Consider the following 15486-nt stretch of genomic DNA (forward strand, 5'->3'; position numbering starts at 1 on the left):
TACTGTAATTTCATACAGTATACTAAGCTTCATTAAGTCACCAAGCATTATGAGCTTGGCGGTCAATGATTTTGGAGAAAACAATGAACGATAACAAGCAAAAAGCCTTAAGCGCTGCGCTTTCACAAATTGAGCGCCAATTTGGTAAGGGCTCAATCATGAAGCTAGGCGACAGCCAGGCTTTGGACGTTGAAGCCATTTCTACCGGTTCACTGGGTATTGATATTGCCTTGGGCATTGGTGGTCTACCTACCGGCCGTGTAGTGGAAATTTATGGTCCGGAATCATCGGGTAAAACCACATTGACCTTGCAGGTTGTCGCTCAAGCCCAGCGCCAGGGTAAAACCTGTGCCTTCGTTGATGCCGAGCACGCCCTTGACCCAGTTTACGCTGAGAAATTAGGCGTAAATGTTGAAGAATTACTGGTTTCTCAGCCGGACACCGGTGAGCAAGCGTTAGAGATCTGTGACATGCTGGTGCGTTCGGGCGCCGTTGACGTGGTTATCGTCGACTCGGTGGCCGCACTAACACCAAAAGCGGAAATTGAAGGTGAAATGGGTGACAGCCATGTTGGTTTGCAGGCCCGTTTGATGTCACAGGCGCTGCGTAAGCTAACAGGTAATATCAAGCGTTCAAACACCCTGTGTATCTTCATCAACCAAATCCGTATGAAGATTGGTGTGATGTTCGGTAACCCGGAAACGACCACAGGTGGTAACGCGCTGAAGTTCTATTCATCGGTTCGCCTTGATATTCGTCGCATTGGCTCGGTAAAAGACGGCGATGAAGTAGTGGGTAACGAAACCCGCGTTAAGGTAGTGAAGAACAAGGTAGCACCGCCGTTTAAGCAAGCCGAATTTATCATCATGTATGGTGAAGGTATCTCGAAAGAGGGCGAGCTTATCGACCTGGGCGTGAAGCACAAGCTGATTGAAAAGTCAGGTGCCTGGTATAGCTACAATGGTTCGAAAGTAGGCCAGGGTAAGTCGAACTCAATCAAGTTCTTAAAAGAGAATGTTGAAATTGCCAATGAGATCGAAGGCAAGCTGCGTGAAATGCTGTTGCTAAAGGCCACCATTAAACCGGAAGAGGGTGAAGTCAACCCGCTTGCCGAAGAGATGGATGCCGAATAAGGCGTAAAGAATAAGAGTAAGTAAAACCAGCCCTAGGGCTGGTTTTTTTATGCCAGTTTGATGGCACTATACAAACATAAAAGAAAGACAAATAAAAAGCCGCCGCCTCAGTAATGGGGCGGCGGCTTTTTAATACCAATTCTGTTAAGTATGTGATCAGATATAGCGCTGGATAAATGATGTGATAGCAAGGCGGAATTTTTCATAGGTAGTATTCTACATAGAAAAATTCCAACACAGTTAGCACGATATTTAGCCCGCTAGAATGATTAGCTATTTAAGTGAATTGGTATACATGCTGAATGCGGTTAAAACGCGTACTTGGCTGAGAACTGCAGACGGTCCAGATCGCCATCGGCACCGCTTTCGGTTTCGCGCTCGGCATGTTTAAACTCGACCCCGAAGGTGAGCTTTTTCACCGGTGAGTACAGCAGGTTGGCGCTGTAGCTGACACTGCTTTCCGTGGGATCGCCGCTAAAGGCAAGCAGATCGGTATTGTTATCGGCGCTAAAGAAGGAATACAGGAAGGTAGAGCGCAGTTGCTCGTTCCAGTGGTGTTGATAGCCGATAAAGCCTGAGGTGGAGTCGATGGCATCCAGATCATCGCCATCGTAGACCGCGCCATGAGCCACGTTAAGACCTATGTAGCGACCTAAGCCCTTACCATGGGTGAGCATAAACTTGATATTGTCTTCACCCAGATTGTAGCGCCCGGACACACTGACACCAAAAGAGGTCTCGTCTTCGTCTGCGCCGCCTTGCTTATAAGTGAGCTGGCGGGCCAAGCCGGTCACCACGATTTGCCCCCAATCGGCATTGTGGTTATAACGAGCGGTGAAATCCGGCATGCTGGCATCGTCGGTCTCGACACGGGCGCCGTTCACCGTGATGGTGCTTTCCGGGTTTTCAATCGAGAAAGCCCAATTACCTACGCTGTAACGTGCCTGTGCTTGACGGGCAAACACTGTACCTTCTGTCGGGCCAACGAAATCCAGAGTTTCCGGCAAGGCGGAGACGTTTTGGAAGTTTGACCAGGCCTGGCCAAAGAGCCAGCCGTCATAGGTGATATACGCTTGGCGGATACGCGGAGAGTAAGAGTTGGTAACGCGCTCGTTACCGCCTATTGAGGCAATAAAGTCCAGTTCAATCTTGGTGTTGATCGTCTTGCCGTTGTCTAACTTGGTGCTGGTGCCAAAGTTAAAGCGCGATTGGCGCGCGTGCATATCAAACACTGCATTGCTGTCATCATCCTCACCAACCGGCGTGGTGCTGGGGACATAAAAGTCGCGACCAATGCTGTCGCCTGAAATGGTTCCTGCGGAGAAGTCGCTCCACATGGCGTCAACCTTCACATAACCGCCGTAGCTGACCTCGGTGTCGCCTATCGTGGCGGCTTGGGCGCTGCCAATGGCCGAACATACCGCAAGTGCAGTCAGCGTCTTCATCATTAATTTTTGTGTTGTCATAATCTTATCCTGTTGCAAGCTAGCTCAGAAAACATGGTCGTTGCTGGCTTTTTAGGCAATTATCTATTGGTCGTACGACTAAGGTATAGCGAGTGAGAAACGCGAAGGATTATCTAGAGGATTGCCCCGACTCTAGCGGACTCATTTCGGCAAATTGTTTACTCATAATCTTGATGAAAAGAGCGCCACTTGCGGTGATTCTATACTAAGGTCTAATACTGCGAGACGTGGCCCTGAGTAATGCTGTGGGCAGGCCTAATGGCAACAAAACATATGGAGACGGTTATGTCACAGAGCATTTATCCGGTTTTTGAAAACATCAAAAACAACGCATTAGTCGATAACGAACAATACCAAGCTATGTATCAGCAATCCATCGACGACCCAGAAGCATTTTGGGCCGAGCACGGCCAGCGTCTAGATTGGATTACCCCCTATACCAAGGTTAAAAATACCTCCTTCGATAAAGGCCATATCAGTATTAAATGGTTTGAAGATGGTCAACTTAACGCCTCCTATAACTGTATTGACCGCCACCTCAAGGACAAAGCCGATAAAACAGCACTAATTTGGGAAGGCGATGACCCAAGTCAAAGTGAGCATATCAGCTATCAGCAGGTTCATGATGAGGTATGTAAGCTGGCCAATGGCCTGCGTAAACTGGGTGTACAAAAAGGCGACCGCGTTGCCATCTATATGCCGATGACACCACAGGCGGTCTATGCCATGCAGGCTTGTGCCCGCATTGGCGCGGTGCATTCCGTGGTCTTTGGCGGCTTCTCGCCGTCGGCCATTGCCGATCGTATTAAAGACAGCGGCGCCAAGGTGGTGATCACCTCTGATGAAGGTCGTCGCGGCGGCAATTGTGTCCCGCTTAAAGCCAATGTAGATGAAGCGGTGAGCCAAGCCGGGGTAACCACGGTCGAGCATGTAGTAGTACATCAATTGACCGGTGGCGAAGTGCAGTGGAACGACGTTGATGTCTGGTGGCATGAGCTGGTTGCTGATCTGCCAAGCACATGCGAGCCGGAAGTGATGGACGCGGAAGACCCGCTTTTATTCTTTATACCTCGGGCTCGACCGGGCAGCCCAAAGGGGTGGTACACACCACGGGGGGTTACCTGGTTTACAGTTCTATGACCCACGAATATGTATTCGACCTGCATGAAGACGATGTCTACTGGTGTAGTGCCGATGTGGGTTGGATCACGGGTCACAGCTATATTGCCTATGGCCCCATGGTTAATGGTTGCACTCAGGTTATTTTTGAAGGCGTGCCGACCTACCCAAGCGCCGGACGCATGGGTGAAATCGTCGATAAGCATCAGGTCACTATTTTATATACCGCGCCGACCGCTATTCGTGCCTTGATGGCCAAGGGCGACGAGCCTACCGCAAGCTCAACGCGTACCAGTTTACGCGTATTGGGCTCCGTGGGTGAGCCAATCAACCCCGAAGCCTGGGCCTGGTATTATGAGCATATAGGTAACAGCCAGTGCCCCATAGTGGATACCTGGTGGCAAACGGAAACCGGCGGCATCATGATCACGCCTCTTCCGGGCGCGACCGATATGAAACCGGGCTCGGCAACCAGACCTTTCTTTGGCATTGCTCCGGCCTTGTTTGATGCCGAAGGCAACACCCTGGAAGGGGCGGTGGATGGTAATCTGGTTATTCTTGATAGTTGGCCATCTCAGGCACGTACCGTGTACGGCGACCATGAGCGCTTTGAACAAACGTATTTTTCCGCCTATCCGGGCGTGTATTTTACCGGTGACGGCTGTCGCCGCGACGAAGACGGTTATTACTGGATCACCGGTCGTGTGGACGATGTACTGAATGTGTCTGGTCACCGTTTAGGCACCGCGGAAATTGAGAGTGCCCTGGTTGCCCACGAGGCCGTAGCCGAAGCTGCGGTAGTGGGTTATCCGCACGATATCAAGGGTCAGGGCATTTATGTGTACATCACGCCCAATGACGGTGTGGTGGTGAGCGACGAGCTCACTAAAGAGGTTCGCAACTGGGTACGTAAAGAGCTTAGCCCTATCGCCTCACCGGATATGATCCAATGGTCGCCGGGTCTGCCGAAAACCCGTTCAGGCAAGATTATGCGTCGTATTTTGCGTAAGATCGCCGCCAATGAGCATCAACAGCTGGGAGATACCTCAACTTTGGCGGATCCGAGTGTGGTTGATGAGCTTATTGAAAACCGCTTGAATCGTTAATTGATCGTTAAGAACTTGATTAACGAATGATTCTAAACGTAGACTATCGGCTGTTACCTTAGGTAATGGCCGATTTTTTTAGGAGCGCAGCATGAGTCAGTTTTTAATAGCGGATGACCACCCATTATTCAGAGAAGCCCTGAAGGGCGCGCTGACCAAGCAATTTGAGCCTTTGGAAGTGCTGGAGTCGGATACCTTCGACACCACCTTAGCGGTGCTTGATAAGCATGAAGACCTGGATATTTTGCTGCTGGACCTGCATATGCCGGGCAATGGCGATTTGTACGGTTTGATCCGTATCCGCGAAGATTACCCGGATTTACCCATCGCCGTGGTGTCCGGCAGTGAGGATTTGCAGGTGGTGTCTAAGGTCATGGGCTACGGTGCCATGGGCTTTATTCCCAAGTCGTCATCGGCTCAGGAAATTGCCGACGCCATCAATGAGATCCTCGAAGGTGAGGTCTGGTTACCGGCGGATATTAAAGATAAGGTGGAAGCCATCAGTGGCGAAGATAAGCAGCTTGCGGCCCAGGTTGCATCGTTAACACCACAACAATACCGGGTTTTAAGTTATCTGCACGAAGGTTTGCTGAATAAGCAGATCGCCTATGAATTGAATATTTCCGAGGCCACGGTAAAGGCGCATATTACCGCCATCTTCCGTAAGCTCGGGGTGTATAACCGCACCCAGGCGGTACTTATTGCCTCCAAGTTGCAGCTTGAGGCCATGGAAAGCCAATAATAATTAGAAAAAATAGGGCTGACAGGCAAGGCTGAAACACAGCCTTGCCAGCAAACGTTAACTTACGCTAGCTTAATCAAATACCACGGTGCGGTTGTCATTAACAAAGAGCTTATGCTCGGCGGCCAGCTCCAACGCCTTACAAAATACCAGCTTTTCCACATCCCGCCCTTTTTTCGCCATGCTGTCGGCGCTATCCGCATGGGTCACATTGGTGACCTGCTGCAAAATAATCGGCCCCTCATCGAGTTCATCATTAACGAAGTGCGCGGTGGCACCAATGATCTTAACGCCGCGGTCAAAGGCCTGATGGTAGGGCTTGGCACCAATAAAGGCGGGCAGGAAAGAGTGGTGAATATTGATGATGCGTCCGCTGAAGCGAGCAACAAACTCCGGACTTAAAATGCGCATATATTTGGCCAGGCCAATCAGGTCCGGATTGTACTCGGCGATTTTATCGGCCACCAGGCGGTCATGCTCGCTGCGACTTAAGCCCTCATGGCTAATGCAATGGAAGGGCACATTAAAGCCTTGAGCCAGGGGTTGCAGGTTCGGGTAATTGGCGATCACCGCCTGTACCTGAATATTCAAAGCCTGCTCGAAACATTTTAGTAAGACCCCGCCGAGGCAATGGGCTTCCTTGGTGGCCAGCAGCACCACCTTGGTGGGCTCGCTGCCATGGAGTGACAGCCTTGAGTCGCTTGGTAGAATATTTTGCAATTGGGCGACCAGGTCGATGTCGCTAAAGTCGCCATCGAGCTCGGTACGCATAAAAAAACGGCCATGGGCCTTATCCACAAACTCATTGTTGCGGGTAATATTGAGACCATGCTCAAAGCACAGGCCGGTGATCTTGGCTATCAGCCCCTGTTCATCCGGGCACTGTGTCAGTAAAACCTTTTTCATTCCTCATTCCTATTCGTGTTACACGCCTTGCCATTATGCTCAGGGTTTCCTGACAATGGCAATCATGCATGCGTTATAAGGAATGGTTAAGTAAGGCCTTTAACTTGGCGGGTTTAACCGGCTTAGATAAATAATGTACGCCGGCCTTTTTTGCCGCCAGTTTTAACTGATCATCACGCACCGCGGTGATCAAAATAGCCGGTATTTCCTTGCCTCTTAGGGCGCGGATCTTCGCTATCAGGGTCAGGCCATCATCGCCCTCACCAAGCTGATAATCCATGAAGATAATGTCGATATTGGCGTCGCTCTGAGCCATTGCTAGCGCCTGCTCGGCCCCCTGACAGCCATGACAACGGGCGCCCCATTTGGTGAGCAGGTGGCGCATCGCTTCGATATTGGCGGCTTCATCATCGACTACCAGCACATCGTAGTGGGATTGTGTCGCCGTCTTGGCCGCAGGCAGGCTTGAGCTCTGAATACGTGCCCGTGAGCCGTACGGCACTTCCACCTTAAAACAGCTGCCCTTACCGTATTGCGAGCGCATGCTGAGGCGATGCGACAGAAGTTCGGCCATGCGCTTAACCACCCCAAGCCCCAGGCCCACGCCCTTGTTATCGCCGGACTCTACTCGGTAGAAATCATCGAAAATCTTTTGTTGTTCGTGCTCGGTAATGCCTAACCCCGTATCCCATACTTCTATGCTGAGGTGATGCTTACGGCGGCGACAGGCAACCAAGACCTTACCGCTGGGGGTATACTTCACCGCATTGGACACCAGGTTTTGAATGATCCGCCTTAGGTAGGTGGTGTCGCTGTGCACCACCTCATTGCTGGAGCGCAGCGAAAGTTTTAGGCCCTTATCGGCGCATAAAATAGCGTATTCATTAACCAGGGGCGTAAGAATATCGTCGATATAAAAGTGCCGCGGCGTCGGCGACATGGCGCCTTGGTCGAGCTTGGCAATATCGAGCAGAGCCGACATCAGGTGCACCGTACTGTCCAGGCTATCGCCTAATTTCGCCAGACTATTGGCGTTATGGGCGCTGAGCTCCCGCTCATCCATGGAGGCCAGATAGAGGCGCGCGGCATTGAGCGGCTGGAGAATATCGTGACTGGCCAGGGCCAGGAAGCGGGTTTTACTGTCATTGGCACGCTCCGCCTCCAGTTTCGCCGCCTTCAGCGCCTGCTCGGTTTGCTCTCGGCTGGCAATTTGTGCTTTGAGGTCCTGGTTCATGGCCCTCACTTCCTGGGTACGCGCTTCGATGCGATTCTCCAGGTCCATGTTGATCTCTTCCAGGGCGTTCTGGGTTTCCATGTGCGCGGTGATATCGGAAAAACTGGTTACAAAGCCGCCATCCGGCAGCGGGTTACCAATCATTTCAAAGACCTGGGCATTGCGGCGATGGCGAATAAAGTGATGGGGGCTGCCGTTACGCAGATGGCGGACCCGCTTTTCCACATGGTGTTCGATTTCACCTGGGCCGCATTCACCGCGCATGGCGTTATAGCGGATCACTTCTTCTATGGGTTGGCCCTGTTGTAAAAAGCCATCCGGGTAGTCAAACATTTGCGCGTAGCGCTTGTTCCAGGCCACCAGGTTCAGGTCCTTATCGACCACGGAAATACCATGACTCAAATTTTCCAACGAGGTAAATAGGAGGTTTTGGTTAAAACGCAGGGCCTGTGTGGTCTCATCGAAAAAGTTGACTACCTCTTCAAAGGCCAGTTGTTTGCCGCTGGCCACGGTTTGGATCAGTGCCTGGGCCGAAGAGGCGCCGAGCACCCCGGTCAGGGCGCGCTCACAATAGGCGATAAATTCATTGGAAGGCTGGGCGTTATTATCGTCTATGTCTTCGCTCAAGCTGTAATGAGCCAACACCTGAGTACTGCGTTGAGCACCAAGGAAGGTTTGCAACAACACCTTAAAGTCATACACGGTGGCATCGACGTTTTTATTCAGGCGCTTGGCAAAATTCAACTGCTCCATGGGGTTCACAAAGGCGGCGGCTTGGATGCGGTCAATAAGGCGCTCCTGAGCCCCTAATGAGAAGCTGATATAACAACAAATATTGGCAAACAGGGCGATTAAGGTGCCCTGGGTGATCAGGTTTTGTTGGGCGCCACTGTCCAATACCGTGGTGGCGCTGGTAATGGGGATAAGCAGAAACAGGGTCCAGCAGACTACACCTGCGGTCAGGCCCGCGTACACGCCATAGGCATGACCCTTACGCCAATAAAGACCGCCCACTATGGCCGGCAGTAACTGAGTGACCAGAGAAAATGCCACCAGACCCATGGAAGCCAGTGTTTCGCCATGACCAAAGAACTGCTGATAGAGATAAGAGAGCAGCAGGATGGCGCCTATGGTAAAGCGCCGTACCAATAAAATGCGCGAGCGGTAGCTGCTGTTGATATGACTGCGGCGAAACTTGCGCTTGAGCAACAGCGGCAAGACCACGTCATTGGAGATCATGGTACTCAGGGTCAGGGTGGCGACCACTATCATGGCGGTGGCCGCCGACAGGCCGCCGATAAAGACAAAGGTGGTTAAAATACTGTGGCCGCTGCTTAGCGGCAGGGCCAATACAAAGCTGTCGGCACTGTGGCCATGGCCTATTTCCGGCATGATGGCGGCACTGGCGATGGGAATGATCATCAGCGCAATCAGCAGCAAGTACAGAGGGAAGGCCCAGCGGGCGGTGCGCAGGTGGCGGATGTCTTGGTTATCGACTACGGTAACATGAAATTGGCGCGGCAGGCAGATGATGGCCGCCGCCGCCATCAGGGTTTGGCCGATAAAACCAAAATTCAGTATCTGAGAGTCTTGCCAATGTTGCCACACCGTCTCCAGAGACACCGAATCCGGCAGGGAGTACAAAGTATATAAGGCCAAGCCAGCAACAAAGACCAGGGCAATCAGTTTCACTAAGGACTCAAAAGCCACCGCCAGCATCAGTCCAGAGCGGTACTCGGTTACATCCACCTTACGGGTTCCGAAGAAGATGGCAAACACCGCCATGATCAAGGCGCCACCGAGGGCAAGCACGGGTCCGGATACCTCGGAGCCGCCAGGCAATAACAAAAAGCTGCTGGAAAGGGCCTTAAGCTGCAAGGCGATATAGGGAATGGTCGCCATCAGGGCGATAAAGGTGACAAAAATCGCCGTCAGTTGCCGCTTGCCATAACGCGCCGAGATAAAGTCGGCGATGGTGGTGATATTTTACTTTTTACTGACCAGCACCATTTTGCGCAAGAAGCCTTGAAAGAAGACAAATAATAAAATGGGCCCGAGTAAAATAGGCAGGTAGTTCCAGCCATCGCTGGCGGCGGTGCCCACCGAGCCGTAATAGGTCCAGGAGGTACAGTAGATCCCCAGCGCCAATGCATACACAAAGGGGTGGTGGCTGATGTATTTGGCCCAGGGCGTGGTTTTGTCGCCCCAGTTGGCTAACCAGAACAACACCGAGATATAGGCCAAGGAAACAAAAATTAAAGCTAAGGTCATGGTACTGGGCTATTTTTATAAGTCATCTCACCATAGCAAAAGCGCAGATTAAATAGCAGTGCTTTTGTCGCAGCCAGGCATGCGACTAAGGGTTATTAGACTAATGTATTAAAGCCAATAAACGCCCTCCCAGTCTCTTTTTATGTAATAAAGAATTTTGCTATATATATGTTTTCATTCGTTATTTTTTATTTTTTTGGCTCACCCTCTCTAAAGGTTAACTTTTTGTTACGACTAAGGTCTGAATTTCCTCTCGGCAAAGCATTGCTAGATTCTAAAGTGACGATAACAACCGTTCATGCCTTTGGGTGTGATGTAAAGGGGATACAAAATGGCTTTTAAAGATGCAGAACATGCGAAGGCCTATTGGAGTGAAAACCTCAGCCTGGTATTTAAATTACTGGTGGTGTGGTTTGTCGTTTCTTTTGGTTTTGGCATTTTGTTAGTAGACGTACTCAACGAAGTACGATTCTTTGGGTTTAAATTGGGCTTTTGGTTTTCACAGCAAGGCGCAATTTACACCTTTGTAGCTCTTATTTTTGTCTACGCATACAAAATGAATGCGTTAGATAAGAAATACGGCGTAGACGAATAAGGAGCAAGATGATGGATGTTCAAGGACTTACCTTTTTAATTGTTGGTCTGAGCTTTGCGATGTATATAGGTATCGCCATTTGGGCGCGTGCCGGCTCAACCAATGAATTCTATGTTGCCGGTGGTGGTGTACCACCCTTAGCCAATGGTATGGCTACAGCCGCAGACTGGATGAGTGCGGCGTCGTTTATTTCCATGGCGGGGATCATCTCCTTTGCCGGTTATGACGGTGGCGTATACCTGATGGGTTGGACCGGTGGTTATGTGCTACTGGCGCTGTGCCTGGCCCCTTACCTGCGTAAATTCGGTAAATTTACGGTGCCGGACTTTATCGGCGACCGTTACTATTCACAGGCAGCCCGTGTGGTCGCCATTTTCTGTGCCATTTTTATTTGCTTTACTTACATCGCCGGTCAGATGCGTGGTGTGGGCGTGGTGTTCTCGCGCTTCCTGGAAGTTGACATTGAAACCGGTGTCTATATCGGCATGGTGATCGTTTTCTTCTACGCCGTACTCGGCGGCATGAAGGGCATTACCTATACTCAGGTGGCACAGTACTGCGTGCTGGTTTTTGCCTACCTGGTACCGGCCATTTTTATCTCTTTGATGATGACGGGTCACCTGTTGCCACAAACCGGCTTCGGCGGAACCTTGTCTGACGGCTCCGGACTCTATTTGCTCGACAAGCTTGACGGCCTCAGTACCGAGCTCGGGTTTGCCCAATATACCGAAGGTTCCAAGAGTATGGTTGACGTCTTTGCGATCACCGGTGCGCTCATGGTGGGTACCGCGGGTCTTCCTCATGTCATCGTACGCTTCTTCACCGTGCCTCGCGTTCGCGATACCCGTATCTCGGCGGCTTGGACTCTGGTCTTTATTGCCATCGTATATACCACGGCTCCGGCGGTTGCCTCATTCGCTCGCGTGAACATGATCGATACCATCAATGGTAAAGACGGCAGCGGCACCTTGTATGAAGAAGCGCCACAGTGGATTAAAAACTGGGAAAGAACCGGCCTTATCACCTTCAACGATAAGAATGGTGATGGTCGCATGCATTATTCTGCGGGTAAGGTTGGTGATCCAGCCAGCGCCAATGAAGTGAGTGTAGACCGCGATATCATGGTACTAGCTAACCCTGAGATTGCCGACCTACCGGCCTGGGTAATTGCCTTGGTGGCCGCCGGTGGCATTGCAGCAGCGCTATCGACCACCGCAGGTCTGCTACTGGTTATTTCGACCTCGGTGTCTCATGATTTATTGAAACGTACCTTGAAACCGGATATCAATGATAAGCAAGAGCTGTTGGCGGCGCGTTTGGCGGCCATGGTAGCCATAGGTATCTCTGCCTACTTTGGTATTAACCCGCCAGGCTTTGTAGCCTCGGTGGTGGCCTTCGCCTTCGGCTTGGCGGCGGCGAGTTTCTTCCCTGCAATTATCATGGGTATTTTCTCAAAACGCATGAACAAAGAAGGCGCCATTGCCGGCATGGTAACGGGTATCGGTTTTACCGCCGCATACATCATCTTCTTCAAGTTCGTTAGTCCGGAGTTAAACAGTGCCGAGCATTGGCTATTCGGTATCTCGCCTGAGGGTATCGGCCTAGTTGGTATGATGGTTAACTTCTTTGTGGCTGCCGTGGTGCAACGCATGACCGCAGAAACCCCGGATGAGATCAAAGAAATGGTTGAGGGCATTCGTAATCCTAAAGGTTCTGCAACGGCCCATGCGCACTAAGGTGCATTAACCAAACTCACAGATCACCAGCCCGACCTTAGACCAAGGTCGGGCTTTTTTTGTCGCTAAATAGGTCCTAAATTTAGTCTTGTTACCACATGTTTAGGACGTGGACTATGAGTGCCCTGCATCAGGATATTTTAGACTTTGTTACCCAGCAAGCGCCGTTTAATGCTTTGCCGGACTCCGCCTGTGATTATTTTACCCATCACCTCGAGGTGATTTATGTTACGCGGGAAAATCAGCATCAGTGGCTGGACTCGGCGCATCCCAAGTTATTCCTGTTGCGTAGCGGTGTAATTGAGCTGGTGGCCGCCGACGGTGAGCCCATTGCTCGCTTAACCAGCGGCGATTATTTCGGTTACCCTTCCTTGCTCAGCGGCGAAACCATAAAAAACCGTATCGAGGTCAAGCGTGAAGCTTTGGTCTATATGCTCTCGCAAGCGGACTTTGATTATCTGCGCCATGAATATAAAGCCTTCGAGCAGTATTTTGTCCGTGCTCACTCGAACCGGCTCTTATCCTCTAAATATCAACACCATGGCGACAGCTGGTCGGAGCGTAAAATTTCACAGCTGATGACCCGCCAAGCCATCACCCTCACTCCCGAGGCCAGTATTCGTGAATGCGCGCAAACCATGAGTGCGCATAGAGTGTCTTCCATTATGGTAACTCAGGGAGAGGGCCAGGAGGCCCGATTGATTGGTGTGGTGACCGACCGTGATTTGCGCTCTCGGGTGTTGGCCGAGGGGGTAGACCCCGGGCTGGGTATTGAGAAGATCATGAGTGTGGAACCTAAGTTTATTTTTGAAAATAACCGGGTGTTTTCGGCCATGCACCTGATGCTCAAACATAACATCCACCATTTACCGGTATTAAACGAGCAGCACCAGCCCCTTGGCATGGTCACCTCCACCGACTTGTTGCGCCAGCAAAAAAGCGATCCAGTGCAATTGATTGGCCGTATCTACAAGGCCAGCGGGGTTGCCGATTTAAAACGCTACGCCCAGGAGGTGCCTGAGCTGTTAGAAGGCTTCGCCTATCATATCGATGACATCAGCCTGATTGGCAAACTGCTGAGCGGCATCAGTGATGCGCTTACCACGCGTTTAATTCAGCTGTTTCAGCAGCGTCATGGCGATGCTCCGACGCGCTTTAGCTGGATTTGCTTTGGCTCTCAGGCCCGTGAAGAGCAAACCCTGCATTCGGACCAAGATAATGGCCTGTTGTTGCCCAACGATCTCGACGAATCGCAACTTGAATACTTTAAAGCCATGGGCGAGTTTGTCTGCCAACAGCTGGATGTGTGCGGCATCAGGCGCTGCCCGGGCAATATCATGGCCAGCAATGAAGATTGCCGCCTGAGCCTTCATGGCTGGTTGCATAAGTTCGAGCGCTGGCTTGCTAGTCCCACGCCCGAGGCCATGCTCAATTGTAAGATTTTCTTCGATATTCGCTTTATTAGCGGTTCGAGCGATTTATTCGCTACCTTTAGCGAAGCCCTGTCGGCGCTTAAGCCCGACCAGCTCTTTTATCGCGCCCTGGCCAGCGAGTTAAACCTTAACTCAGTGCCCATCGGGCTTTTCAATCAGTTAAAGACAGAGGCTGATGCCGAGCGCCACAAGTACATAGATTTAAAGCGTCGCGGTATCGTGATCATCAATGATATCGTTCGCCTTTATGCCTTGCAGGACAATATTCGCCATGCCAGCACCTTGGAGCGCCTCGATGCACTGACCAAAACTCAGTGGCTGTCAAAAAAGGATATTTTTGATCTTAAGGACTGTTGGCGTTATCTCACCCAGTTGCGCTTGCGCGCTCAGCTCGATAACGAACCCTTGCCTAGTAATTGTATCAATCCGGATGGGCTGACGTCGCTGGAGCGACATCAGCTGAAAGAGGCGTTTTACCTTATTCGTCAGGCACAGCAGGCGGCGAGCTTTAAGTTTGCGCGCGGGAGTCTGTAGCCATGACCTATTCCTGGTGGCAGCAAGTAAAGTCTAAGTTGGGCTTTGATCCCCATGGATTGTCGCAGCCCTGGACTACCCATAGGTATGTGGTGGTTGATTTGGAGTTAACCGGTTTAAATCCCAAGGAGCATGAGGTGGTGTCACTGGCCTGGGTGGTGATAGAGCAGCAGCGAATTAAGCTCAGCCAAAGCGGTCACCTGCTTCATCATGGCGTGCTGGAGCTGGCGCAATCACCCATTTACCATGGGATTACCGCCGAGCGCTTGCAAACCGAAGGCCTGCCTATGGCACAAATACTAGAGCGCTTCAGTGCGGTGTGTGCCGACAGCATTTTGGTGTTCCATAACAGCCTGCTTGATACCCGATTCTTACAGCGTGTGTGTAAAGAGCACCAGGTTCAGCTCCCGCGTATTTCCTTGGATACCTTAAAAATCGAACAAAGACGATTGGCGCGGCAGGGGTCCGATATTGCTTTTGATGCCTTGTCTTTGGATGCCTGTCGTCAGCGCTATGGTTTGATGGCGCATACATCTCATGATGCGCTCAGCGATGCCTTAGCCACCGCCGAGCTGTTTTTGGCGCAGGCCAATCAGGTCAGCAAGCGTGAGCCCGTGCCCTTAAGCGCCTTGATCACGGCTGGGTGATTTCTGGTAATTGCTGTTTTTGCCAACCAAGCCAGTCTCCATCAAGGTGATACACCTGTTTAAAGCCCTGTTCCTGTAAGATCTCGATAGCCATGGCGGCGCGGCGACCACTGCGGCAATAAACGACTATCGGACGTTCCTTGTCGAGCTCACCAAGATGCTCAGCCAAGACGTTATGACTGATATTAATGGCCCCTTTTATATGGCCTTGCTGGTATTCTTCGCTGGTTCGCACATCCAATAACTGCATCGGCTCGGCGTTAAAGCGGTCGACTAAAAGCTGTTGAGCGGCAATATCTGTGGTCTCGGCCTGAGCCATGCTCATGGGGGCGCAGAAAAGTGCGATTGCGGCAACAAGCGCCGCGCTGGTGGTTTTCATCATGTATCTTCCTGTTGTTACTCGGTAGCAAGGCCCTAGGCCGCTTGCTGCATTTTCCTTAGCAACTGCTTTGTCAGCCAGTTTGTTGTCCTAAACTTATGTATGTCATTAACCATAGCATAACTTATTGCCTCCCTGAATTGTGTGTTTGGGCGTCGCGGGGCGCACTTGTTTCATGCTATCAT

The 15486-nt window shown here is 51.2% G+C and carries 9 protein-coding genes and 2 pseudogenes; 7 read left to right on the forward strand and 4 right to left on the reverse strand.

From position 1 onward, the window contains the following. Positions 1 to 83: 83 nt before the first annotated feature. Positions 84 to 1133, forward strand: a complete 1050-nt coding sequence (recA, locus tag C2M36_RS10430; protein ID WP_105254854.1) for a recombinase RecA — start codon at positions 84 to 86, stop codon at positions 1131 to 1133. 308 nt (positions 1134 to 1441) lie between these two features. Here the strand turns inward: recA and C2M36_RS10435 are convergent, their stop codons facing one another. Then, positions 1442 to 2599: a DcaP family trimeric outer membrane transporter gene (locus C2M36_RS10435; RefSeq protein WP_105254855.1), complete on the reverse strand. Its 1158-nt coding sequence runs from the start codon at positions 2597 to 2599 to the stop codon at positions 1442 to 1444. Positions 2600 to 2884: 285 nt separating this feature from the next. Between C2M36_RS10435 and acs the strand changes: the two are divergent. Together acs and C2M36_RS10445 are read left to right on the forward strand one after the other, a co-directional pair. Beyond that, positions 2885 to 4824: pseudogene (acs, locus tag C2M36_RS10440) on the forward strand (acetate--CoA ligase). A gap of 91 nt (positions 4825 to 4915) precedes the next feature. Next, positions 4916 to 5566 carry a response regulator transcription factor gene (locus C2M36_RS10445; protein ID WP_105190625.1) on the forward strand — a complete coding sequence of 217 codons (651 nt, stop codon included), beginning with the start codon at positions 4916 to 4918 and terminating at the stop codon, positions 5564 to 5566. Positions 5567 to 5638: 72 nt separating this feature from the next. On the opposite strand, the gene purU is transcribed toward C2M36_RS10445, so the two are convergent. Together purU and C2M36_RS10455 are read right to left on the reverse strand one after the other, a co-directional pair. Next, positions 5639 to 6472, reverse strand: coding sequence for a formyltetrahydrofolate deformylase (purU, locus tag C2M36_RS10450; protein ID WP_105254856.1), 834 nt, complete (start codon positions 6470 to 6472; stop codon positions 5639 to 5641). A gap of 73 nt (positions 6473 to 6545) precedes the next feature. Next, a pseudogene (locus C2M36_RS10455) lies at positions 6546 to 9977 on the reverse strand (PAS domain-containing hybrid sensor histidine kinase/response regulator). A gap of 331 nt (positions 9978 to 10308) precedes the next feature. On the opposite strand from C2M36_RS10455, the gene C2M36_RS10460 reads away from it, so the two are divergent. The 4 genes from C2M36_RS10460 to C2M36_RS10475 all read left to right on the forward strand — a co-directional run bounded on the left by C2M36_RS10460 (position 10309) and on the right by C2M36_RS10475 (position 14922). Beyond that, positions 10309 to 10572, forward strand: a complete 264-nt coding sequence (locus C2M36_RS10460) for a DUF4212 domain-containing protein (RefSeq protein WP_105190622.1) — start codon at positions 10309 to 10311, stop codon at positions 10570 to 10572. A gap of 11 nt (positions 10573 to 10583) precedes the next feature. Continuing rightward, positions 10584 to 12308 (forward strand): sodium:solute symporter family protein, encoded by a 1725-nt coding sequence (locus tag C2M36_RS10465; protein WP_105254857.1) that lies wholly within the window; start codon positions 10584 to 10586, stop codon positions 12306 to 12308. A 116-nt stretch (positions 12309 to 12424) separates the two neighbouring features. Beyond that, a complete protein-coding gene (locus C2M36_RS10470) occupies positions 12425 to 14275 on the forward strand; it encodes a DUF294 nucleotidyltransferase-like domain-containing protein (protein ID WP_105254858.1) in 1851 nt (616 codons plus the stop codon). A 2-nt stretch (positions 14276 to 14277) separates the two neighbouring features. Next, positions 14278 to 14922, forward strand: coding sequence for a 3'-5' exonuclease (locus C2M36_RS10475; RefSeq protein ID WP_105254859.1), 645 nt, complete (start codon positions 14278 to 14280; stop codon positions 14920 to 14922). Here C2M36_RS10475 and C2M36_RS10480 read toward each other — a convergent pair. Further along, positions 14909 to 15304, reverse strand: coding sequence for a rhodanese-like domain-containing protein (locus C2M36_RS10480; protein ID WP_105254860.1), 396 nt, complete (start codon positions 15302 to 15304; stop codon positions 14909 to 14911). The two genes, C2M36_RS10475 and C2M36_RS10480, sit on opposite strands and share 14 nt — an antisense overlap. Between the last annotated feature and the right edge of the window lie 182 nt (positions 15305 to 15486).

It is taken from the genome of Pseudoalteromonas sp. T1lg75 (genome assembly GCF_002964705.1).
In the GTDB taxonomy this organism is placed as follows: Bacteria; Pseudomonadota; Gammaproteobacteria; order Enterobacterales; family Alteromonadaceae; genus Pseudoalteromonas.

Coding starts and splice junctions, on each gene's coding strand:
- recA (WP_105254854.1), top strand. CDS start 84: ATGAACGATAACAAGCAAAAAGCCTTAAGCGCTGCGCTTTCACAAATT.
- C2M36_RS10435 (WP_105254855.1), bottom strand. CDS start 2,599: ATGACAACACAAAAATTAATGATGAAGACGCTGACTGCACTTGCGGTA.
- C2M36_RS10445 (WP_105190625.1), top strand. CDS start 4,916: ATGAGTCAGTTTTTAATAGCGGATGACCACCCATTATTCAGAGAAGCC.
- purU (WP_105254856.1), bottom strand. CDS start 6,472: ATGAAAAAGGTTTTACTGACACAGTGCCCGGATGAACAGGGGCTGATA.
- C2M36_RS10460 (WP_105190622.1), top strand. CDS start 10,309: ATGGCTTTTAAAGATGCAGAACATGCGAAGGCCTATTGGAGTGAAAAC.
- C2M36_RS10465 (WP_105254857.1), top strand. CDS start 10,584: ATGGATGTTCAAGGACTTACCTTTTTAATTGTTGGTCTGAGCTTTGCG.
- C2M36_RS10470 (WP_105254858.1), top strand. CDS start 12,425: ATGAGTGCCCTGCATCAGGATATTTTAGACTTTGTTACCCAGCAAGCG.
- C2M36_RS10475 (WP_105254859.1), top strand. CDS start 14,278: ATGACCTATTCCTGGTGGCAGCAAGTAAAGTCTAAGTTGGGCTTTGAT.
- C2M36_RS10480 (WP_105254860.1), bottom strand. CDS start 15,304: ATGATGAAAACCACCAGCGCGGCGCTTGTTGCCGCAATCGCACTTTTC.